Origin of the sequence: Pseudomonas sp. NDM, assembly GCF_003105095.1 — a bacterium.
In the GTDB taxonomy this organism is placed as follows: Bacteria; Pseudomonadota; Gammaproteobacteria; order Pseudomonadales; family Pseudomonadaceae; genus Aquipseudomonas; species Aquipseudomonas moraviensis_A.
This window is the reverse complement of record NZ_QETJ01000042.1, coordinates 14,449-35,827: the sequence shown is the minus strand read 5'-3', so window position 1 is coordinate 35,827 and position 21,379 is coordinate 14,449. Positions and strand designations below refer to the sequence as shown.

Here is a 21,379-nt window from a genome sequence, read left to right as displayed (position 1 = left end):
AGCGCATTTCAAACTGTAGGAGTGAGCCTGCTCGCGATAGCGCCAAATCAGACACCTCAGAATCGGGGCTTCACCGCCCGCCAATCCGCCTTGTACCGCTGCATCTGCCGCACATCATCCCTCTGGCGAATCCCGCAGGTCAGGTACTGATCATGCAGCTTGCCCAGTTGCTCATGATCCAGTTCCAGCCCCAGCCCGGGCGCCCTGGTGATCTTCACGCAGCCATCGACGATCGGTAGCTTGCCGCCCTTGATCACTTCCTCGTCCGGCTCCTGCCACGGGTAGTGAGTGTCACAGGCGTAATCCAGATTCGGCACCGCCGCCGCGACGTGCGCCATGGCCATCAGGCTGATGCCCAGGTGCGAGTTGGAATGCATCGACACGCCGAGCCCGAATACCTCGCACATTTTCGCCAGCGTCTGCGTATCACGCAGACCACCCCAGTAATGGTGGTCGGCAAGGACGATCTGCACACTGTTCTGCGCAACGCTGCGGCGGAACTCGTCGAAATCGGTGACCACCATATTGGTCGCCAGGGGCAGACCGGTGCGCTTGTGCAATTCGGCCATGCCATCAAGGCCGGGGGTCGGGTCTTCGTAATACTGCAGATCATCGCCGAGTAGTTCGGCCATGCGAATCGCCGTCTCCAGCGACCAGTTGCCGTTTGGGTCGATGCGCAGCGGAAATCCCGGAAAGGCTTTTTTCAGCGCCTTGATGCACGCCACTTCATGCTCCGGCGGCAAGGTGCCAGCCTTGAGCTTGATGCTCTTGAATCCGTACGCCTCGATCATCCGCGCGGCCTGCGCGACGATCTGCTGCTCGTTCAGCGCCTCGCCCCAGTTGTCCGGCTTGTAAGGCGAGTCGATATGCTCGGCGTATTTGAAAAACAGGTAGGCGCTAAACGGCACTTCCTCGCGGATCGCCCCGCCGAGCAGGTCCACCAGCGGCACATTCAGGTAGTGCGCCTGCAAATCGAGAAACGCCACTTCGAATGCCGAGTAGGCATTACTCACCGCTTTGCTGGCGTGGGAACCGGGCGCCAGTTCGGCGCCAGCGATGCTTGCGGGTTTATTCGCCGCCACGGTGGCCTGCACGATCGCGCGCAATTGATTGAGATTGAACGGATCAAGGCCGATCAACTGACTCTGCAATTGTTGCTGGATCGCCAGCGCCGGGGCATCGCCGTAGCTTTCGCCGAGGCCGATGTAGCCGTTGTCACTCTCGATCTCGATGATCGAGCGCAAGGCAAAAGGTTCGTGGATGCCACTGGCGTTGAGCAGTGGCGGATCGCGGAAGGCAATCGGGGTGACGCTGACACGGGTGATTTTCAAGATGACGCTCCTGACAGATCAACAATCGATTCAGTGGCTCGCAGCCGGACGAACCGGCGCCACAACGGCGGCTTCGTCACTTGGCTTTGCCGGGATTTGGCCTTTGGCACCGGGCGCTGTGCGGGCGAAGAAGATCACCACGGCGGCGACCAGCGATGTCGCTGCCAGGCCATACAGGCCGCCTTCGATGGAGCCGGTGGTTTGTTCGAGAATGCCGAACGCGGTCGGCGCGACAAAGCCGCCAAGGTTGCCAATGGAGTTGATCAGCGCGATCACCGCCGCAGCGATGCGTGCATCCAGATAGCTTTGCGGGATCGGCCAGAACAGCGCCGACGCCGCTTTGAAGCCGATGGCCGCGAAACAGATGGCGACGAAAGCAAACACCGGCCCGCCCGTGGTCGACATGAACATGCCGATGGCCGCGATCACCAGGGTCAGCGCGACCCAGGCCTGTTGGAATTTCCACTTGCCGGCCATCGCTGCAAAGCCGTACATGGCGACAATCGAAATAATCCAGGGAATCGAATTAAGCAGCCCGACCTGGAAATCTCCGAGGTTGCCCATCTTCTTGATCATGCTTGGCAGCCAGAACGTCGCGCCATAGATGGTCAGGGCAATGGAGAAATAGATGAAGCAGAACAGCGCGATCTGCCGGTCGGCCAGCAGCTTGAACATCGACGGCTTGGCGACTTGTACCGCTTCGCGGGCGCGCTGTTCCTCGGCAATCGCCGCGACCAGCGCGTCTCGCTCTTCCTCGCTGAGCCATTTCGCTTGCCGCGGATGCGATTGCAGCCAGAACCAGACGAATGCGCACAAGACCACTGAGGCCGCGCCTTCGATCAAAAACATCCACTGCCAGCCGTGCATGCCCAAGCCGCTGATATGCAGCAGCGCACCGGAGACCGGGCCGGAAATCACCGAGGCAATTGCCGAGCCGCTGAGAAACACCGCCATGGTTTTGCCGCGCTCGGACGCCGGCAGCCACTGGGTGAAGTAGTAAATGATGCCCGGGAAGAACCCGGCCTCCGCCGCGCCAAGGATAAAGCGCAGTACATAGAAACTGGTTTCACCCTGGACAAATGCCATGGCCATGGCCGCAGCGCCCCAGGTGAACATGATCCGGGTCAGCCAGACCCGCGCGCCGTAGCGCTGCAACAACATGTTCGATGGCACTTCGAACAATGCGTAACCGATAAAAAACAGACCGGCACCCAATCCATAAGCCGCCGCGCCGATGCCCAGATCGGTCTCCAGATGGCTGCGCACGAAACCGATGTTGACCCGGTCGATGTAATTGACGATGAACATCACTACGAACAGCGGCAGCACATGGCGCTTGACCTTGGCGGCGGCGCGGGCAAGCACCGTGATGTCCAGCGAATTCTGGAGGGTTTTCAAGGGGCGACTCCCGATCTTGTTTTTTTAGGGATGGCTTGAAGCGATGAGCCGATCATGGACGCCGCGCATTGATCCCGTCTAATCTAAACTGGCATTCGATTGATACCCGGATTAGATCAATGTTCGAACTCACCCAACTGCGCTGTTTCACCACGGTCGCCACGGAACTCAACTTCCGCCGCGCCGCCGAACGCCTGAACATGACCCAGCCGCCGCTGAGTCGGCAGATTCAATTGCTCGAACATCACCTTGGCGTCGAGCTGTTCACCCGCAGCACCCGCAGCGTTGCGCTGACGGCGGCGGGCCGGGCGTTTTTCGTTGAAGCGCAGAATCTGCTGGAGCGCGCACAGCAAGCGGCGGTCACCGCACGCCGGTTTGCCGAGGGCGATATCGGTACGGTGAACATCGCGTTCGTCGGCAGCGCGGTGTATGAGTTTCTACCCAAGGTGATCGCCGAAGCGCGACTCAAGCAGCCCCAGGTAAAAATCGATCTGGCAGAGATGAACACCTATCAGCAACACGAGGCGTTGAGGGCTCGCCGTATCGACTTGGGCATCGCCCGGGCGCCATTGCAGGAACCGGGCTATGCCACCGAATGCCTGGTGCGCGAGCCGTTCGTGCTGGCGGTACCGAGCGGGCATCGGCTGGCAAACGCGGCTGAAGTGTCAGTCGCTGATCTGGATAAACAACCGTTCCTGATGTACTCCCATGAAGCTTATCCGCCGTTCAACGAACTGTTGACCGGTACGCTGCGTTCAGCGCGGGTGGCACCGGATTACGTGCAATGGCTGGGGTCTTCGCTGACGATTCTGGCGCTGGTCAACGCCGGCATGGGTCTGGCACTGGTACCGCGTTGCGCGACCAGCGTGGTGTTCAGGAATGTGGTGTTTCGCGAGATCGATCTCGGCGAAGGGGTGCAGAGCGAGCTGCATCTGATCTGGCGGGAGAACAATGACAACCCGGCGTTCGCGATGTTGCTGGAGGCGATTCGCCGGGCGGTGGTGGAGGGTTGGGGCTGAGGAAGCTTATCGTGTAGGCCGGGGTTTCAGAGGCGGCGGCGCACTGGGCCCCTTGATCAAGGGCACTTCAAGCATTTTCCCGTCCGGCCCGACAAAGAGTCGCTCTAAATGCTTTGGCATGGGTTGTGGTGCTCTGGCAGTTGGCATGCTGATCCCTCTGATGTTGGGCTGAACTCAACCCATTTGACTTTCGCGGAATCTATCAATAAAAACTCGGCGCCAATAGGTGCCGGTTGGCCATCATCGCTGAGCCAACGCGGGTATTTCATCACGAACTGACCATTGGATGATTCGCGTGGCCACTCGACGGGCCAGCCTAATACGCGCCTTTCGTCATTTAAATGCAGGGTTATGAAGCGCTCATATTGGGAAAAAGCGCAGAACCATTCACTCGGATAAGAAGATTGTTTCGTGACGTTTCGCCGGCGTAACCAGCCATGCAATTTCTCATTCGTAGCCAGGTAACAGGCAAACAATCCCAGCATCAGCGAAAACACAAATGCCCAGAGCGTTTGCGCCCGATCATCCCAGCGTCCTAATGAAAACCCCTTCGAGCCGATCCACAGACAGAGATTGCCCACCGCCAACACCGCGCCCTGAATCAAATCTCCATCCAGGAAAAAAGGCAGACACCGGGGATTCGGTGTCTGCCTTTGCTGTGAATCAGAGGCGTGGCTACAGGCAGTCACGCACCGATTGGCGCAGCGACCCGGACTTGGCCCATGGCGGCCCTTGGTAAAGGGACACTTTGCTGCCGTCCTTGTACTTGACGATATCGAGAATCTCATCCGCCGTGATAATGCTCGGCGCGGTAATTCGATAGCCGTTGGAAATCGACGTCTGCGCAGTCTTGGCGACGTCCTTCTGCCACAACGGTAACAAACATGCCGCATATTCTCTGGGAGGCTTGTCACTGGTCTTGCTGAGGTTTGGCTCGCCCGGCACCAACGATGCTGGTAACGAGCAACCCGTCAACAGGGCCAATGCCAAAGTGCCGATCCATACGCGCATGCTGTTTACCTGATCTGAAAAAAAGCGAATGTACCGTTTAACCGCGTGCACATCCATCGTGGCACCCCGCCGTTATCGGCGATCGGACAATTTTTTACATCGGTGCAGCCGAGCGTCAGATGACCCGGTTGCATCTGGAAAAATGCGGCTACTCTTTTCTACCGAGAATGTTCTGGAGGTGATCATGCGGCTCAATGAATACGAACACGAACTTCAACGGGATCTGCAAAGCGTGGCGTCCGACCTGAGATGGTCGGCAGTCGACCTCAAGCGCATCGCTGAACAGCTGCGCAAATCGGGTAACGAGGCAGACGCCCAGACCGTTTTGCGCTCTTGCGAAATCCTGCAAAGCGACGAGGAAAGATTGCAAGGTTATGCCAAGGAGGTAAAAGCCCGGACCATCAGCCGATCCAAAATCCACTGACGCCGATGCGCCTGCTTCAACAAAAAAGCCCCGGTCGCAACCGGGGCTTCATGACTACATGTCAACCGACTTTGTGACTCTGCACCGGCCTGGAGCGTTTTTTATAGCCGGGAAGCGCCGCCGCATAGGCCATCGCCTCCTCCCTGCTGGTGAATGACGCCAATCGATCGCCCTGCGTGCAGACCCGCCAGGGGCCGTTGTTCACGCTGAGCACGTCATAACCGTTCATGTGCAGCTTGTTCAGCATTGGAATGCTCATGAGCACCTCCTTTTTGCCAACGGTGTTTTCGGTGTACGTGTTCACCTTACACCGGGTCCCCGCTGCGGTGTAAACCGGATGTCGCGTCCCTTACTGTCAATAGGCCGGCACTTTTCCACATGCAGAAGGCTCCCAATTAAACGGGAACCTTTAAACCCGCGCACGGCTCGAATATTGCAGTTTGATTACATTTTTATGACATTACCCGGCAAGGCATCCATGAAAGTACGCGCTACCGTCATCTGCGAGCAGGATCGTCACATCCTCCTCGTGCGCAAACCCCGTCATCCGTGGTCATTGCCCGGCGGCAAGGTCGAGCGCGGGGAAACCCGCGCGGCCGCTGCCGTGCGCGAGTTGCAGGAAGAAACCGGGCTGAATGCCGACGAAGTGCTGTACTTGATGGACCTGCAGTCCGGTAGCACGCGGCATCACGTTTACGAGGCCTCAGTGGTCAACATCGACGATGTCCGCCCGCAGAACGAAATCGTCGATTGCATCTGGTTTCCGCTCGATGCCGTGCACAATCTCGAAACCAACGACGCCACGCGGCGCATCGTGCAGGCCTTTCAACGGCGGTTATAAAGTCAGCCGGCGAAAGCCCGGCGTCCCGCGTTCATTTCAGTGCGCAACTCACCGATGAAATTGGAAATGTCCCGGATGGTCACCAGATGTTCGGGAGAAACGCCATCCAGCAACAGATCAATACGCCCGCTGCCCGGCTCATACACCTCGATGCGCAACAACCCCTGCGCCGTTGGCGCGCAATCACATTTGTAGTTAGGGAAGCCTGACTCGACGATGCGACAAATATCGGCAATGGCAAGCATGGACGGACGCCTCGCAGGCGGAATCGATCCAACGAGCATAGATGCAGGAAGTGTTCATTGCCCGGCCCGAAAATGCCAAGCCGATCACAGATTACTTACGCCACTCAATGTGCGTCGTGATCCCAGATCCAGTTCCACATTCCGGGCAGATTCACCGGTTCAGCGCTTTGCTGGACAGTGCGCGCCAGCGCAGCTTTTTCCAGCGCGGCCTGATCGTCGTAGAACGGCTTGTCCGCCAGTCTAACGCCGGTTGCCGCCGCGCTATCGAGCAGAATCTGCAGATATTCTCGGGTGTGGCGCGCCGTGTAGCGATTGAGATCATGGAACGTCACCACCACCGGAATCACACCGTCCACCGTCGGCAATTGACCAACGGCGATGCGTTCGCGCACTTCGGACAACTGCCGCAGCATATTCGCGCGACGCCGGGGACTGGCATTGAAGCCCCAGACCTTGCCGTCATTGGCGCTCACATCCGTGAGCAAAACGTGCAAGGCGTGCTTCTGGTAGGCCGCGAATGTGCGTTTGTCATAGTTCCAGAATGGCGGGCGCAACAGCTTGGGCGGCGCTCCAGTGATAGTTGCGATGTCGGCGCTGCCCTCGGTCAGCGACTGCTCCAGTTCTTGCGGATCAAGCGAGCGATGGTTGGTGTGCCAGTGAGTCGCGGTGTGAAAGGCCAAAATATGCCCCTCGGCGTGTTCACGACGCATCAAGCTGCGACCGATCTCGCTGTCACCTGCCCGAGGCGCCCGGGTCTGCACGAAAAACACGGCTTTGATGTTTGCCTGTACGGGGTTGCTTTTGAGGCTGTCGAGCACCGTGGCCGTGGGATTCCACAAACCTGAAGCGCTGGGGCCATCATCGAACGTCAGGAGAAAACGTACGGGTGCCCGGGACTGCAGGCGGGTTTCGGTTTGCGCGGTCATTTCGACCGGCGCGGCGATGCAGCCGGCCAGACCGAACGCGACGAGCGCAGCACAGAGAAGTTTGCATCCGGAAGTCATGTTTCGCCCTGAGTCCGGCGATAGCCGTCGTGTTGTCCAATGGCAAAACTCCCTCGCCCTTGTCCTTTCCTGCGCTGCTGCCAGCGAGCGCAGGTTGGATAAGGTACACAGGGTTTGGTTCCGATGCTGGTTTTCAGTGAGTCAAGGCTTGTTGAAACGAAGTGTCGATGATGCCTGCCGTCGCCAGCGGTGCGGGCAGTGCTTTGACTTTGAACAGGAAGTCCGCCGTGCTCTGCAGATCCGCTGCCGCCTGCTGATCCACCGGTCCGACGCTCATGTGCGCCTGGCGCAACCAATGCCGCGAGACCATCTGATCGAGGTTGGCCTTTTTTGCCCAGAGGTCAGCGTACTCGTCGGTATGGTGATCAACCCAGGCTCGCGCTTGTTTCAATCGTCCGAGAAAATCGGCAATCGCCGCACGCTTGCTGTCGATCGAGGGAGTCGAAGCCGCGATGGCGCTCAGCCCTGGCATCAGGTTTTTCGCCGTCAGGATCGGCCGAGCGCCAGAGAACAAGATCTGTTGCGAGATATACGGTTCCCACACCGGAAAGGCGTCGATGCTGCCCTGCGGCAAAGCGGCGGCCGCGTCGATCGGCATCAGCTTGACGAAGTCGACGTAGTTTTCCGGCAGACCACCCTGCTCCAGAGCGCGCAAGGTCAGTTGCTGGCTCCAGGCTCCGGGCCAGTAAGCGACTTTTTTTCCCTTGAGGTCGGCGATGGTTTTCACCGGCGAATCCTTGGGCACCAGTAAGGCAATGGTGTCGGGGTTCTGCCGCGATACGCCAATCAGTTTCACTGGTGCCTGTTTGGCAGCAAGGAAAAGGAAACCGGAATCGCCGAGAAAACCCAGATCCAGCGAGCCGGTTTGCAACGCTTCAGCGAGCGGCGCGGCAGCCTGGAAGTGTTTCCAGTCGACTGTGTAAGGCGCGTCTTTCAAAACACCTGAGGCTTCGACCGAAGCACGGACGTTGTAGTAGTTCTGATCGCCGACGTGCAGGACTATAGGCTCCGCGGCGTAGGCCAGTGGCGAGGTCAACAAGGCAATGGTCAGCGAGCGGCGTAGGAAACGAGACAGCTTCATGGCGAGTCCTGCAAATGAGATTTGCATAGACCATAACGCTCTTGAATTCAATTTTTAAATTCTAATTTTGCATAACGTAATCACGGTATTGCGCACCGTCAAGGCAGATTGGCGGGCGAGCAGTTGAACGATGGATCGACTAAATATCTGCCGATTCGGCGCGTTATCCGCACATGCCTTGCATTGATTCCTCAGCGTTACAAAAAGTGTTTCAACCGCGAAACAGCCTCGATAAAACAGCCGTTTGAGCGAATCAACCGCCTGTCTGACATTTCGACTGTCATACATACATTTTCTCGCGCTGCGGATAGCATGCGCGCCGCCTTTCCGATTGGTATACCAGTTGACCAAAGAGTCAAAGAGATCAGGAATCCATCAACAACTTTCAAGCCTTGCAGAGAAATAAGTGAGCGACGATTTTGCAATCAAACAGGTCAGCGGCCTGAAGTGTGTCCATCTGTCCAAGACAGAACGCCTGGAACTCGACTGTTTTATCGGCCATTACATCAAGACCCGAAACCTGCACAGCGTGCCCGACATCGAACGCACCTTGCGCAGCACCCTCGAGGGTTACCCCGGCCATCCGCCGGTGATGGTCAATGAGCTCAATGCGTGGATCGATCGAACGTTGGGGTATCGAGCGACATACCCGGACTTCACGCAGCTGGAAGACCTCTGAAACGCGAAGAGCCCCGCTGATGCGGGGCTCTTCGTATGCGTCATTCAAGGCTTCAGAGGACGCTCCTGATCGCGCTCCGACAGCTCGCGGCTGTCATCATGCTTCCAGGTTTTCTCCTCCCTTCTCTTCTGCCGCTCGATCTCGGCCTCTGTCGGCTCATCTTCATCGGGACGCGTTTGCTCGTTCGCCATGTGCATCTCACCTCTGAACAAGTTGATCATTGTTAAAGGGTAGAACACTTTTCCTGATCCGAATTCACCAAGGAATTTTGTCTCGCGCGGCGTACCATAGCGCCATTCATCTTCACGTCAGGAAGACGCCATGCTGTACCGAATCGCCGCCGACGGGCTGGTGCTGTTTCACTTGAGTTTCATCCTCTTCGTCCTGCTCGGCGGGCTGTTGGTGCTGCGCTGGCCACGGCTGATGTGGCTGCACCTGCCAGCGGCAGCCTGGGGCGTGGCGGTCGAGGTGTTGCACCTGACCTGCCCGCTGACCTACTGGGAAAACCTGATGCGCCACGCGGCCGGGCAGACCGAATACGCCGGCGGCTTCATCGAGCATTACATCTGGCCGATCATCTACCCGGCAGGTCTGACCCCGCAGATTCAACTGGCGCTCGGCAGCGTGGTACTGGCGATCAACCTGATCGTCTACGCGCGCCTGCTGCGCTCATGGAAACTGCGCCGCGCCCGGCGCATTCCGTTTTAACGCGAGGCCGGTTTCAATGTCTCCAGCCATTGCGGGTCGAAGCGTGGCTGGTGTGGATCAAGGCCCTGCGCCTGCATCCGCGCCTTATGCTGTTCGACTTCGTCACGCAATTGGCCGTGATCACTGGAGTTGCCGTCCAGCTCGTGCATCTGCAGCAATCCCAAGTGGTAGAAACGCAACACCTTCATCGCCGTCGCATCGTTGTTTTGCACCGCCGCTGTGACCTGATGCATCACGTTGGTGATGCTCATCAGGTTGCGCTTGAGGCGCCAGCCATACACGGCTGGTGCCATCCAGGTCTGATGCCAGAAACGTCCGCGCAACAGCGCTGCCGTCAGCAGAAACGCCACGAACACGCCGCCAACATTGAAGCGCAGATTATCCCCATCGGGCTCACCGAACACTGCCACCGCGACCGACGAAAACAGCATCGCCAGCAGCAGGAACAGCACCGCGATGATGACTGTGCTGCGGCGGGTCTGCTGGCGAAAGGTAGCGGGGTCCATCGGCTGAATCTCGAACATCGAAAATGACTTCCCTGAGTGACAAAAGGCGCAACGGAAAAAACTCGCCGGCGCATTATCGCATCCCAGCGGGTTTTAGCTATGCTGGGGCTCCTTTTCATCTTTTCAGCGTCCAACGGGGACATGGCGGTACAGCGCAGATCGTGCCATCTTCATTCATGGATACACACTATTCGGATGCCCGCCGCTGCGTTACGGATGGCATCGTTTTAAGGATCACTGCATGACCCAACGACACGTAATCAATGCCTCGGTCAGCCCGAAAGGCAGTCTGGAAACCCTTTCTCAACGTGAAGTCCAACAACTGAGCGAAGCCGGATCCGGCAGCACCTACACCCTCTTCCGCCAGTGCGCGCTGGCCATCCTCAACACCGGCGCGCATGTCGACAATGCCAAGACCATTCTCGAAGCCTACAAAGACTTCGAAATCCGTATTCACCAACAGGATCGCGGCGTGCGCCTGGAGCTGCTGAACGCTCCGGCCGACGCGTTCGTCGACGGCGAGATGATCGCCAGTACCCGCGAGATGCTCTTCAGCGCCCTGCGCGACATCGTCTACACCGAGAACGAACTCGACAGCCAGCGCATCGATCTGAGCAATTCCCAGGGCATCAGTGACTATGTATTCCACCTGCTGCGCAACGCGCGCACCCTGCGCCCGGGCGTCGAGCCGAAAATCGTGGTGTGCTGGGGTGGCCACTCGATCAACACCGAAGAGTACAAATACACCAAGAAAGTCGGCCACGAACTGGGCCTGCGCAGCCTCGACATCTGCACCGGTTGCGGCCCGGGCGTAATGAAAGGCCCGATGAAGGGCGCAACCATCGCCCATGCCAAACAGCGCATTCACGGCGGTCGCTACCTCGGCCTGACCGAGCCGGGCATCATCGCTGCCGAAGCGCCAAACCCGATCGTCAATGAGCTGGTGATCCTGCCGGACATCGAAAAGCGTCTGGAAGCCTTTGTCCGTGTTGGCCACGGCATCATCATTTTCCCGGGGGGCGCCGGTACTGCCGAGGAGTTCCTCTACCTGCTCGGTATCCTGATGCACCCGGGCAACGAAGGTCTGCCATTCCCGGTGATCCTCACCGGGCCGAAGCATGCCGCGCCGTATCTTGAGCAACTGGATGCGTTCGTCGTCGCAACACTCGGCGAAGCGGCGAAGCAGCATTACGAGATCATCATCGATGACCCGGCCGAAGTGGCGCGGCAGATGACCCAGGGACTGAAAGCGGTGAAGCAGTTCCGCCGCGAGCGGAACGATGCGTTTCATTTCAACTGGCTGTTGAAGATCGACGAGGGCTTCCAGCGTCCGTTCGATCCGACTCACGAAAACATGGCCAATCTCAAACTGCACCGCGACCAGCCACCGCATGAACTGGCGGCCAATTTGCGTCGGGCGTTTTCCGGCATCGTCGCCGGCAACGTCAAGGACAAGGGAATTCGCCTGATCGAAGAACACGGGCCGTATCAGATCCGCGGTGATGCGGCGATCATGCAGCCGCTGGATGCACTACTGAAAGCCTTCGTCGCCCAGCACCGGATGAAGTTGCCGGGTGGTGCGGCGTATGTGCCGTGCTATCGGGTGGTTGCGTAATACCTTCAGGCACCACGCAACGAATGTAGGAGTGAGCCTGCTCGCGATCGCGGTGGTTCAGTCAATATCAAAAGTGACTGATAGATCGTTATCGCGAGCAGGCTCACTCCTACAGGGGCTGCGGTGTGGCGCAAATTGTTTTCACAACCTCAATATCCTGTAGGGGCGAGCCAGAGGGAACGCATCAATCTCTCAGGCTATCCACCAACCGCTGAGCCAACGCTTTAGCCTGCGCCGCGACATCCGTCACCGCCGTACTCTCCCACCACATCCCGCGCAACGGCGGGCCCATGGCAAACAGCTGAGCACTCACGCGCCCATCGGCATCCAGCACTGCGCCGTCCACAGCGGCGATCCCCAGCGCCAACGGCCCCGCCTGCACCAGTCCCCGCGCCAGCAACTGCTGCGGCAACGGCCGAGCAACCCGCCGCCAGTCGTATTCGATGCCGCTGGAGTTGATCAGCGCCGCACCGCTCACGACGCGTGTTTCAGTCTCACCGCGAGGACGGATGCGAATGGCCACAGCATCGCCACTGCCCGGCTCAAGCCCCTTGAACGAAGCGGCATGAATGCGCAAGCGCCCTGCCTTACTCAGCCGCTCGATCAACTCGGCACTCAGCGGCGGCGAGCGATGGTGATGGCTCTCCCACCACGGCCGTACATGCCGTACGAATTGTCGACGCTGCACGTCAGTCGCCTGACTCCACAGCCGTCCAATATGCGCGCGAACCGTATCCAGTGGTGCCTGCCAATCGATGCCTTGGGCGATGGCATCGCGACAGTGCCGACGCAGTTCGCGCAACAACTGGCGCGGCGTACGGATGCTGTGATCCTGCGCCAGAAAATCCACCCAGGCTGGCGGTTGCCGACGAACATGGGGCAGCAACCCATGCCGTGAAAACACCTCGATCGGCCCGCGATGCCCGGCTTGCTCCAGCGACACCACGGCATCGACCATGGTCAGACCGGAGCCGATGATCAGTACGGTGGATTGCGGATCGAGATCGCGCATGGCCGCCACATCCCAAGGATCGAGGGCGGCGGCATTGAGCCCAGTGGATTGCGTCTGCGGCGTGCGCGCGGCGGGGAACATGCCGGTGGCCAGGACGGCGCGGGAACCCTGCAAAAGCTGACCATCGCTCAAGGTGAGCTTCACTGAAGCGGGATCAACTTGCAGGTCGACGGCCTCGGCACAGATGTGTTCGACAGTCGAACCTTGCAGCGCACCCACTTCCCTGGCTTCTGCAAGCCGGTGCTGTACATAGACACCGAACAGCCCACGAGGTGGAAACAGGTCACTGACCGGCACATCCTGCTCAGCCGACTCCGGCCAGCCGCCAGCAGCAATATGTGCGCTCAACCACTGCGTCAGATCATCAGGATTATCCGGGTCGACGCTCATCCGCGCAGCATTGCCGTTAAGCGTATGCCCCAACTCGACAGCGCTGTAGGCCTCACCCCGCCCCAGTTCAGTACGCGACTCGATGATCAAAATTCTTCGTCGTCCAGGCAGACGTAACAATTGCACCGCCAGCATCGTGCCGCTGAGCCCGCCGCCGATGATCAGAATGTCCGCAGGCTGCTCCATTCAGATCACCACATTACGCACGAACCACGCTGCGACTTCGCCATCGTTGCGATAAGAATGCGGCTGATTGCTGGCGAACATGAAAAACTCTCCTTTATTGATGAGCTGCGGCTGATCGCCGAGCATCAGCGTCAAACAGCCTTCGAATACGTAGATTTGCTCGCTCCAGCCATCGGCGTCTGGTTGCGACGGGTAGACCTCGCCCGGTTGCAGACACCACTCCCATTGCTCGACTTCGCGGGTCGCGGTGGCCTTGGACAGTAGCACGGCCCTGCTGCCGGTAATCGCGCCCGCCCAGGCAACCTCGTTGATCCGGCTCGGGTCGCGCGCATCGGGGGCTTGAATCAGATCGCTGAAGGCCACGTCCAGCGCTTCGGCGACGCGATCAAGCGTGGTCAGGCTGACATTCTTCTCGCCGGCCTCGATCGCCACCAGCATGCGTCGGCTCACCCCGGATTTTTCCGCCAGTGCGGCCTGGCTCATGTCCGCAGCATGGCGCAGACGTCGGACATTCTGGCTGACGTGTTGCAGGACGGAGGCTCGCTGAGTCGAATCTTTGTGCACTATATTGCTCACTCGGTGGGGTTGGGCAGTATACTGCGCAACGTTGGCGGCATTGTGCGGCCTCTCTTTTACAGTGCGCAAGGTCATGATGTCGCCGAACAATTCTTCTTCCCGCATCCGCTTCTCCCGCTTCAGCAAAGCCGAGTGCGTGCTGGTGCTGATTACCATGATCTGGGGCGGCACGTTTCTGCTTGTGCAGCATGCCATGACGGTCAGTGGCCCGATGTTTTTCGTCGGCCTGCGCTTTGCCGCAGCGGCGGCAATCGTCGCAATGTTTTCCTGGCGTCACTTGCGGGAGTTGACCGTGTTCGAGGTCAAGGCGGGGTCGTTCATCGGCGTGGCGATCATGCTCGGCTACGGCTTGCAGACAGTCGGGTTGCAAACGATTCCAAGCAGCCAGTCGGCGTTCATTACCGCACTGTATGTGCCTTTTGTGCCCTTGCTGCAATGGCTGGTGTTGGGACGGCGACCGGGGCTGATGCCAAGTATCGGGATCATGTTGGCGTTTACCGGGCTGATGCTGTTGTCGGGCCCTTCGGGGGCGGCGTTGAACTTCAGTCCCGGAGAAATTGCGACATTGATCAGCGCCGTGGCGATTGCTGCCGAAATCATTTTGATCAGCACCTTCGCCGGGCAGGTTGATGTGCGTCGGGTGACGGTGGTGCAACTGGCGGTCACGGCGATGTTGTCGTTTTTGCTGGTGGTGCCGACGGGTGAACAGATTCCGGACTTTTCCTGGTTGTTGCTGGCGACGGCTCTGGGCCTGGGCGCGGCGAGTGCGGCGATCCAGGTGGCAATGAACTGGGCGCAGAAGAGCGTTTCACCGACTCGGGCAACGTTGATCTACGCAGGTGAACCGGTGTGGGCCGGGATCGTCGGACGAATTGCCGGAGAGCGTTTGCCGGCGATTGCGCTGGTTGGGGCCGGGTTGATTGTTGCAGCGGTGATTGTCAGTGAGTTGAAGACCAAGGGTAAGGTTGTTCAAACGCAGGATGGACTGGAGCAGGAAACGCTTGGTTGAAATCGGGAATCTACCTTGCACGATAAATGGCTATCGCGAGCAGGCACACTCCTACAGGTGAACGCGTTGCAAATTGTAGGAGTGAGCTGCTCGCGGTAAGGACTTTTGCGGCATCAAATCCGTCTCTGAAACAACGCTAAACACAAAATTCCAGACTACTTTGTAGGATTCTGAGACATCCTCGCGTTTGGTGATCGGGGAGCTGGCACGTATGATGCTTCACAAACTTCCGCAGATTAGAAGCCTATGTCCCTGATAGTTCTACTGCTTCTGCCATTCATTGGCAGCTGTCTGGCAGCTGTGCTGCCGCACAATGCGCGTAATGCCGAATCGCTGCTGGCGGGCCTGGTTGCCTTGATCGGCACCGTTCAGGTCGCGATGCTGTACCCGCAAATCGCCCACGGCGGCGTCATCCGCGAAGAATTCATGTGGTTGCCCAGCCTGGGGCTGAACTTCATTTTGCGCATGGACGGCTTCGCCTGGCTGTTTTCGATGCTGGTGCTGGGCATCGGCACACTCGTCTCTTTGTATGCTCGTTATTACATGTCGCCGGACGATCCGGTGCCGCGTTTCTTCGCGTTTTTTCTGGCATTCATGGGCGCCATGCTCGGTCTGGTGATCTCTGGCAACCTGATTCAGATCGTGTTTTTCTGGGAGCTGACCAGCCTCTTCTCATTCCTGCTGATTGGCTACTGGCACCACCGCGCCGATGCGCGACGCGGTGCCTATATGGCGCTGATGGTCACCGGTGCCGGCGGGTTATGCCTGCTGGCGGGGGTCATGATTCTCGGCCATGTCGTCGGCAGCTACGACCTCGACAAGGTCCTGGCCGCCGGTGATCTGATTCGCGCACATGCCCTCTACCCCGTTCTTTTGCCACTCATTCTGATCGGCGCGCTAAGCAAAAGCGCGCAATTTCCGTTTCATTTCTGGCTGCCCCACGCGATGGCGGCACCGACTCCCGTCTCGGCATATCTGCACTCGGCGACCATGGTCAAGGCCGGGGTTTTTCTCCTTGCACGTTTGTGGCCGTCGCTGTCGGGCAGTGAAGAATGGTTCTACATCGTCAGCGGTGCCGGCGCCTGTACGCTGTTGCTCGGCGCGTACTGCGCGATGTTCCAGAACGATCTCAAAGGTTTGCTGGCCTATTCGACCATCAGCCATCTGGGCCTGATCACTTTGCTCTTGGGCCTGAACAGTTCACTGGCCGCGGTCGCCGCGGTTTTTCACATCCTCAATCACGCCACGTTCAAAGCCTCTCTGTTCATGGCCGCCGGCATCATCGACCACGAAAGCGGCACCCGTGACATCCGCAAACTCAGTGGTCTGATCAAACTGATTCCCTATACGGCGACGCTGGCCATGGTCGCCAGTGCCTCGATGGCCGGCGTGCCGTTGCTCAACGGTTTCCTGTCGAAAGAAATGTTCTTCGCCGAAACCGTGTTCATCAACGCCACCGCGTGGGTCGAAACCAGCCTGCCGATCGTCGCGACCATCGCCGGCATGTTCAGCGTCGCCTATTCGCTGCGGTTCACGGTCGACGTGTTCTTCGGCCCCACCGCTACCGATCTGCCGCACACCCCGCACGAACCGCCGCGCTGGATGCGCGCGCCGGTGGAGCTGCTGGTCTTCACCTGCCTGCTGGTGGGGATTTTCCCGGCGCAGATTGTCGGGCCATTGCTTGCCGCTGCGGCACTGCCGGTTGTTGGTGGTGAGTTGCCGGAATACAGCCTCGCCATCTGGCACGGCTTGAACGCACCGATGATCATGAGCCTGATCGCCATGTCCGGTGGCATCGTCCTGTATCTGCTGCTGCGCAAGCAGTTCAAGCTCGGCCGCTTCAAGTACCCGCCGCTGGTGGGCCGCTTCAACGGCAAGCGGCTGTTCGAGCGCAGTCTGGTCGTGATGATGCGCATCGCCCGGCGTGTCGAGCGTCGACTCGGCACCAAACGTTTGCAGATGCAGCTCTTTCTGATGGTATTGGCCGCCGTCTTCGCTGGTCTGATCCCGATGCTGCACAGCAGCCTGAGCTGGGGCGACCGGCCGAAAATCCCCGGTTCGATTGTCTTCGTGACCCTGTGGCTGCTGGCGATTGCCTGTGCGCTTGGCGCCGCGTGGCAAGCCAAGTATCACCGTCTCGCCGCCCTGACGATGGTCAGCGTCTGTGGCTTGATGACCTGCGTGACCTTTGTCTGGTTCTCGGCGCCGGATCTGGCGCTGACGCAGCTGGCGGTCGAAGTGGTAACCACGGTGTTGATTCTGCTTGGCCTGCGCTGGTTGCCGCGACGTATCGAAGAAGTTTCGCCATTGCCGGGCAGCCTGCGCAAGGCGCGGATTCGGCGTCTGCGCGACTTGCTGCTGTCGGTTGCCGTCGGTGCCGGCATGGCCCTGCTGTCCTACGCCATGCTCACCCGACAGACGCCTAACCACATTTCCTCGTTCTACCTCAGTCGCGCCCTGCCCGAGGGCGGCGGCAGCAACGTGGTCAACGTGATGCTGGTGGACTTCCGTGGCTTCGACACCCTCGGCGAAATCACCGTCCTGGTCGCCGTGGCGCTCACCGTATTCGCCCTGCTGCGCCGCTTCCGCCCGCCCAAGGAAAGCCTGCAGTTGCCGGCCCAGCAGCGCCTGCTGGCACCGGACGTGGTTACCGATCTGGTCAACCCGCGTTCGGCCAGCGACACGGCACTTGGCTTCATGATGGTCCCGGCGGTGCTGGTCCGTCTGCTGCTGCCTGTCGCGCTGGTGGTGTCGTTCTACCTGTTCATGCGTGGACACAATCAACCGGGCGGCGGTTTTGTCGCCGGGCTGGTGATGTCGGTCGCGTTCATTCTGCAATACATGGTTGCCGGTACCCAGTGGGTCGAGGCGCAGATGAGCCTGCGCCCACTGCGCTGGATGGGCACCGGGCTGCTGTTCGCGACCGCCACCGGTCTCGGTGCGATGCTGGTCGGCTATCCGTTCCTTACCACCCACACCTGGCACATCAGCGTGCCGTTGCTCGGCGATATCCATATCGCCAGCGCGCTGTTCTTCGACATCGGCGTGTACGCCGTAGTGGTCGGATCGACGCTGCTGATCCTCACCGCCCTCGCCCACCAATCGGTGCGTGGTCACAAGACAGCATCGCTGCCCAAGTCCGTCGCCAGCAAAGGAGCCGTCTGATGGAAGAAGTCATCGCAATCGCCATCGGCATTCTCGCCGCGTCCGGGGTCTGGCTGATCCTGCGGCCGCGTACCTTTCAGGTGGTCATGGGCCTGTGCCTGCTGTCCTACGCGGTCAACCTGTTCATTTTCAGCATGGGCAGCCTGTTCATCGGCAAAGAGCCGGTGATCAAGGACGGCGTGACCCAGGATCTGCTGCACTACACCGACCCGCTGCCCCAGGCGCTGGTACTGACGGCGATCGTCATCAGCTTCGCCATGACCGCGCTGTTTCTTGTCGTATTGCTCGCTTCGCGCGGCTTGACCGGCACCGACCATGTCGACGGCCGGGAGCCTAAAGAATGATGGCAATGACTCACCTGATCGCCGCACCGATCCTGCTGCCGCTGCTGACCGCCGCGATCATGCTGATGCTGGGCGAGAAGCACCGGCCGCTGAAGGCGAAAATCAACCTGTTCTCCAGCCTCGTCGGCCTGTTCATTTCGGTAATGCTGCTGCAATGGACCCAGACCACTGGCGTGCCCGGCTCCATCGGCGTGTACCTGCCGGGCAACTGGCAGGCCCCGTTCGGCATCGTCCTTGTGGTTGATCGCCTGTCGGCACTGATGCTGGTGCTGACCGGGATCATCGGCGTCAGTGCCCTGCTCTTCGCCATGGCCCGCTGGGACGGCGCCGGCTCGAGTTTCCACGCACTGTTTCAGATTCAGCTGATGGGCCTGTATGGCGCCTTCCTGACGGCGGACCTGTTCAACCTGTTCGTGTTCTTCGAAGTGTTGCTCGCCGCCTCCTACGGCCTGTTGCTGCATGGATCCGGCCGCGCGCGGGTGTCATCAGGATTGCATTACATCTCGATCAACCTGCTGGCCTCGTCGCTGTTTCTCATCGGCGCGGCGTTGATCTATGGGGTGACCGGCACGCTGAACATGGCCGATCTGGCGATGAAGATCCCGCTGGTGCCGGAAGCCGATCGTGGTTTGCTGCATGCGGGGGCGGGGATTCTTGCGGTAGCGTTTCTGGCCAAGGCTGGCATGTGGCCGCTGAATTTCTGGCTGGTGCCGGCCTATTCCTCGGCCAGCGCGCCGGTGGCAGCGATGTTCGCGATCATGACCAAGGTCGGCGTCTACACCCTCCTGCGCCTGTGGACCCTGCTGTTTTCCGGTCAGGCCGGCGCCTCGGCTTTCTTCGGCGGCGACTGGCTGATCTACGGCGGCATGGCGACCATGGCTTGCGCAGGGTTGGCGATCCTCGCCGCACAGCGTCTGGAGCGCATGGCGAGCCTGAGCATTCTGGTGTCGGCGGGCATTTTGCTCTCGGCAATCGGCTTCGCGCAGCCGAACCTGATCGGCGCTGCGCTGTTCTATCTGGTCAGCTCGACCCTGGCGCTGAGCGCACTGTTCCTGCTGGCTGAACTGATCGAACGCTCGCGCTCGGCCAACGAAATCCCACTGGAAGACGAAAGCGAACTGCTGCCGCGTCCGCAGGAATCGCTGCAACCGCCCAAGGGCATCAACCTCGACGACGAGCAGAAAGCCGTGGTCGGCCAAGTCATCCCGTGGACCATGGCGTTTCTCGGTTTGAGCTTCATTGCCTGCGCACTGTTGATCATCGGCATGCCACCGCTGTCCGGATTCATCGGCAAGCTCGGCCTGATCGGCGCATTGCTCAACCCGCTGGGGCTTGGCACCGAGGCGCCGCTGTCTCCCGGCGCGTGGGGATTGCTGGCCCTGCTGATCCTGACCGGCCTGGCCTCCCTGATGGCCTTTTCGCGCCTCGGTATCCAGCGCTTCTGGACGCCGGAAGAACGGCCATCACCGTTGCTGCGCAAACTTGAATGCGCGCCGATTTTCCTGCTACTGGGGCTGAGCATCGCTTTGACATTCAAGGCTGAACCGCTGCTGCGCTACACCCAGGCCACGGCCGATGCGCTGAACAATCCGCAGCAATATGTGCTGGCCGTCCTTGGCACGCGCGCGGTGCCGAGCCCGCAGGCCAGAGCCGACATGCTCGAGGTGCAGCCATGAACCGACTGTTTCCGGCTCCCTGGTTATCGCTGGCCCTGTGGATTCTGTGGCTGACCCTGAACCTGTCGGTCAGCCCGGGCAACCTGCTGCTCGGCGCCGCTCTGGGGTTCGCTGCGCCGCTGATGATGCGCAAGCTGCGACCTAAACGCGCGCGCATCCGTAACCCCATGGCCATCCTGCGCCTGTTCTTCCTGGTCGGCCGTGACGTGATCATGTCCAACCTGATCGTCGCCTGGGGCGTACTCAACGCCGGACGCCGCCCACCGCGATCATGCTTCATCAAAGTGCCACTGGACCTGCGCGATGCCCACGGTCTGGCGGCACTGGCGATGATCTGCACCGTGGTGCCCGGCACTGTATGGTCGGAACTGGCGCTGGATCGCAGCGTTCTCTTGTTGCACGTCTGGGATCTGGACGATGAAGCGCAATTCATCGAGCACTTCAAGAGCACTTACGAGCGACCGTTGATGGAGATTTTCGAATGAGCCCATTACTGTCGAATGCGATCCTGCTGACATTGTTTCTGTACTGTATGGCGATGGCTTTGACCCTGGTTCGGTTGTTCAAAGGCCCGTCAGCTCAGGATCGGGTTCTGGCGCTGGATTATCTGTACATCGTCGCCATGTTGATGATGCTGACCCTGGGTATCCGTTACGCCAGTGATACCTACTTCGAAGCGGCGCTGCTGATCGCACTGTTCGGCTTTGTCGGCTCGTTTGCCCTGGCGAAATTCCTGTTGCGTGGCGAGGTGATCGAATGAATGCCGAATTGTCTCTATGGGTCGAGATCCCGGTGGCGGCTCTGCTGGTGCTGAGCGGCGTTTTTACCCTGCTGGGCGCGACCGGGTTGCTGCGCATGAAGGACTACTTCCAGCGCATGCACCCGCCAGCACTAGCCTCGACAATCGGGGCATGGTGTGTGGCACTGGCGTCGATCATCTGCTTTTCAGCACTGAAATCCGGGCCGGTAGTGCATGCCTGGCTGATTCCGGTTTTGCTGGCGATCACCGTGCCGGTGACGACGTTGCTGCTGGCGCGGGCAGCGCTGTTTCGCAAACGTATGGCTGGGGATGATGTGCCAGCTGAGGTCAGTAGCCGCCAGACCGAGAGCGGAAGCTGAGATTTTGGCGGTGGCTATGACGCCGCCATCGCGAGCACGC

25 protein-coding genes are annotated in these 21,379 nt (G+C 59.7%); 13 read left to right on the top strand and 12 right to left on the bottom strand.

The features are described 5' to 3' along the window. Positions 1 to 56: 56 nt before the first annotated feature. The gene (locus DCO47_RS11755; RefSeq protein WP_083352558.1) at positions 57 to 1,331 is read right to left on the bottom strand and encodes a glucarate dehydratase family protein; all 1,275 of its coding nucleotides are present in this window, start codon (positions 1,329 to 1,331) and stop codon (positions 57 to 59) included. Between the two features lie 30 nt (positions 1,332 to 1,361). Continuing rightward, complete coding sequence (locus DCO47_RS11750) at positions 1,362 to 2,729, bottom strand: MFS transporter (RefSeq protein WP_116658146.1); 1,368 nt, start codon at positions 2,727 to 2,729, stop codon at positions 1,362 to 1,364. A 119-nt stretch (positions 2,730 to 2,848) separates the two neighbouring features. Between DCO47_RS11750 and DCO47_RS11745 the strand changes: the two genes are divergently transcribed. Further along, positions 2,849 to 3,748 carry a LysR family transcriptional regulator gene (locus DCO47_RS11745; protein WP_064363475.1) on the top strand — a complete coding sequence of 300 codons (900 nt, stop codon included), beginning with the start codon at positions 2,849 to 2,851 and terminating at the stop codon, positions 3,746 to 3,748. 104 nt (positions 3,749 to 3,852) lie between these two features. On the opposite strand, the gene DCO47_RS11740 is transcribed toward DCO47_RS11745, so the two are convergent. Next, a complete protein-coding gene (locus tag DCO47_RS11740; protein WP_371919867.1) occupies positions 3,853 to 4,353 on the bottom strand; it encodes a DUF6338 family protein in 501 nt (166 codons plus the stop codon). A 70-nt stretch (positions 4,354 to 4,423) separates the two neighbouring features. Beyond that, positions 4,424 to 4,759: a hypothetical protein gene (locus DCO47_RS11735; RefSeq protein WP_064363476.1), complete on the bottom strand. Its 336-nt coding sequence runs from the start codon at positions 4,757 to 4,759 to the stop codon at positions 4,424 to 4,426. A gap of 184 nt (positions 4,760 to 4,943) precedes the next feature. On the opposite strand from DCO47_RS11735, the gene DCO47_RS11730 reads away from it, so the two are divergent. Further along, positions 4,944 to 5,183: a hypothetical protein gene (locus DCO47_RS11730; RefSeq protein WP_042606728.1), complete on the top strand. Its 240-nt coding sequence runs from the start codon at positions 4,944 to 4,946 to the stop codon at positions 5,181 to 5,183. 61 nt (positions 5,184 to 5,244) lie between these two features. Here the strand turns inward: DCO47_RS11730 and DCO47_RS11725 are convergent, their stop codons facing one another. Next, positions 5,245 to 5,442: a DUF2188 domain-containing protein gene (locus tag DCO47_RS11725; RefSeq protein ID WP_065616154.1), complete on the bottom strand. Its 198-nt coding sequence runs from the start codon at positions 5,440 to 5,442 to the stop codon at positions 5,245 to 5,247. Positions 5,443 to 5,661: 219 nt separating this feature from the next. On the opposite strand from DCO47_RS11725, the gene DCO47_RS11720 reads away from it, so the two are divergent. Continuing rightward, entirely contained in the window at positions 5,662 to 6,024 is a 363-nt protein-coding gene (locus tag DCO47_RS11720; protein WP_064363477.1) for an NUDIX hydrolase, read from the top strand. A gap of 2 nt (positions 6,025 to 6,026) precedes the next feature. Here the strand turns inward: DCO47_RS11720 and DCO47_RS11715 are convergent, their stop codons facing one another. From DCO47_RS11715 to DCO47_RS11705, 3 genes are all read right to left on the bottom strand, one after another. After that, positions 6,027 to 6,269, bottom strand: coding sequence for a DUF1652 domain-containing protein (locus DCO47_RS11715; RefSeq protein WP_116658145.1), 243 nt, complete (start codon positions 6,267 to 6,269; stop codon positions 6,027 to 6,029). 104 nt (positions 6,270 to 6,373) lie between these two features. Further along, positions 6,374 to 7,273, bottom strand: a complete 900-nt coding sequence (locus DCO47_RS11710) for a polysaccharide deacetylase family protein (RefSeq protein WP_116658144.1) — start codon at positions 7,271 to 7,273, stop codon at positions 6,374 to 6,376. 133 nt (positions 7,274 to 7,406) lie between these two features. Continuing rightward, positions 7,407 to 8,354, bottom strand: a complete 948-nt coding sequence (locus DCO47_RS11705; RefSeq protein WP_116658143.1) for an ABC transporter substrate-binding protein — start codon at positions 8,352 to 8,354, stop codon at positions 7,407 to 7,409. 406 nt (positions 8,355 to 8,760) lie between these two features. On the opposite strand from DCO47_RS11705, the gene DCO47_RS11700 reads away from it, so the two are divergent. Continuing rightward, positions 8,761 to 9,033, top strand: coding sequence for a hypothetical protein (locus tag DCO47_RS11700; RefSeq protein ID WP_042606722.1), 273 nt, complete (start codon positions 8,761 to 8,763; stop codon positions 9,031 to 9,033). A gap of 44 nt (positions 9,034 to 9,077) precedes the next feature. On the opposite strand, the gene DCO47_RS27035 is transcribed toward DCO47_RS11700, so the two are convergent. Then, a complete protein-coding gene (locus tag DCO47_RS27035) occupies positions 9,078 to 9,224 on the bottom strand; it encodes a hypothetical protein (protein ID WP_165839201.1) in 147 nt (48 codons plus the stop codon). A 130-nt stretch (positions 9,225 to 9,354) separates the two neighbouring features. Here DCO47_RS27035 and DCO47_RS11695 point away from each other — a divergent pair, with 130 nt between their 5' ends. Further along, positions 9,355 to 9,741: a DUF2784 domain-containing protein gene (locus tag DCO47_RS11695; RefSeq protein ID WP_042606721.1), complete on the top strand. Its 387-nt coding sequence runs from the start codon at positions 9,355 to 9,357 to the stop codon at positions 9,739 to 9,741. Here the strand turns inward: DCO47_RS11695 and DCO47_RS11690 are convergent. Continuing rightward, positions 9,738 to 10,265, bottom strand: coding sequence for a DUF3087 domain-containing protein (locus tag DCO47_RS11690; protein WP_116658142.1), 528 nt, complete (start codon positions 10,263 to 10,265; stop codon positions 9,738 to 9,740). The two genes, DCO47_RS11695 and DCO47_RS11690, sit on opposite strands and share 4 nt — an antisense overlap. Before the next feature lie 223 nt (positions 10,266 to 10,488). Here DCO47_RS11690 and ppnN point away from each other — a divergent pair, with 223 nt between their 5' ends. Beyond that, positions 10,489 to 11,862, top strand: coding sequence for a nucleotide 5'-monophosphate nucleosidase PpnN (gene ppnN, locus DCO47_RS11685; protein ID WP_042606719.1), 1,374 nt, complete (start codon positions 10,489 to 10,491; stop codon positions 11,860 to 11,862). Positions 11,863 to 12,046: 184 nt separating this feature from the next. Here the strand turns inward: ppnN and DCO47_RS11675 are convergent, their stop codons facing one another. Next, positions 12,047 to 13,450 (bottom strand): FAD/NAD(P)-binding protein, encoded by a 1,404-nt coding sequence (locus tag DCO47_RS11675; protein ID WP_116658141.1) that lies wholly within the window; start codon positions 13,448 to 13,450, stop codon positions 12,047 to 12,049. Continuing rightward, a complete protein-coding gene (locus DCO47_RS11670) occupies positions 13,451 to 14,014 on the bottom strand; it encodes a helix-turn-helix domain-containing protein (RefSeq protein WP_064363484.1) in 564 nt (187 codons plus the stop codon). It abuts the gene before it with no gap. A gap of 85 nt (positions 14,015 to 14,099) precedes the next feature. Between DCO47_RS11670 and DCO47_RS11665 the strand changes: the two genes are divergently transcribed. The 7 genes from DCO47_RS11665 to DCO47_RS11635 all read left to right on the top strand — a co-directional run bounded on the left by DCO47_RS11665 (position 14,100) and on the right by DCO47_RS11635 (position 21,339). Further along, complete coding sequence (locus DCO47_RS11665) at positions 14,100 to 15,035, top strand: DMT family transporter (protein ID WP_116658140.1); 936 nt, start codon at positions 14,100 to 14,102, stop codon at positions 15,033 to 15,035. Positions 15,036 to 15,281: 246 nt separating this feature from the next. Then, complete coding sequence (locus tag DCO47_RS11660; protein WP_083352552.1) at positions 15,282 to 18,200, top strand: monovalent cation/H+ antiporter subunit A; 2,919 nt, start codon at positions 15,282 to 15,284, stop codon at positions 18,198 to 18,200. After that, a complete protein-coding gene (locus DCO47_RS11655; protein ID WP_016775082.1) occupies positions 18,200 to 18,544 on the top strand; it encodes a Na+/H+ antiporter subunit C in 345 nt (114 codons plus the stop codon). Before DCO47_RS11660 ends, DCO47_RS11655 begins: the two co-directional genes overlap by 1 nt. Continuing rightward, positions 18,541 to 20,220, top strand: coding sequence for a monovalent cation/H+ antiporter subunit D (locus tag DCO47_RS11650; protein ID WP_042606714.1), 1,680 nt, complete (start codon positions 18,541 to 18,543; stop codon positions 20,218 to 20,220). The genes DCO47_RS11655 and DCO47_RS11650 overlap by 4 nt, the downstream gene beginning before the upstream one ends. Continuing rightward, positions 20,217 to 20,705 carry a Na+/H+ antiporter subunit E gene (locus DCO47_RS11645; protein WP_083352551.1) on the top strand — a complete coding sequence of 163 codons (489 nt, stop codon included), beginning with the start codon at positions 20,217 to 20,219 and terminating at the stop codon, positions 20,703 to 20,705. Before DCO47_RS11650 ends, DCO47_RS11645 begins: the two co-directional genes overlap by 4 nt. After that, complete coding sequence (locus tag DCO47_RS11640) at positions 20,702 to 20,980, top strand: K+/H+ antiporter subunit F (RefSeq protein ID WP_042606712.1); 279 nt, start codon at positions 20,702 to 20,704, stop codon at positions 20,978 to 20,980. The genes DCO47_RS11645 and DCO47_RS11640 overlap by 4 nt, the downstream gene beginning before the upstream one ends. Beyond that, the gene (locus DCO47_RS11635; protein WP_083352550.1) at positions 20,977 to 21,339 is read left to right on the top strand and encodes a Na+/H+ antiporter subunit G; all 363 of its coding nucleotides are present in this window, start codon (positions 20,977 to 20,979) and stop codon (positions 21,337 to 21,339) included. The genes DCO47_RS11640 and DCO47_RS11635 overlap by 4 nt, the downstream gene beginning before the upstream one ends. Positions 21,340 to 21,379: the final 40 nt, after the last annotated feature.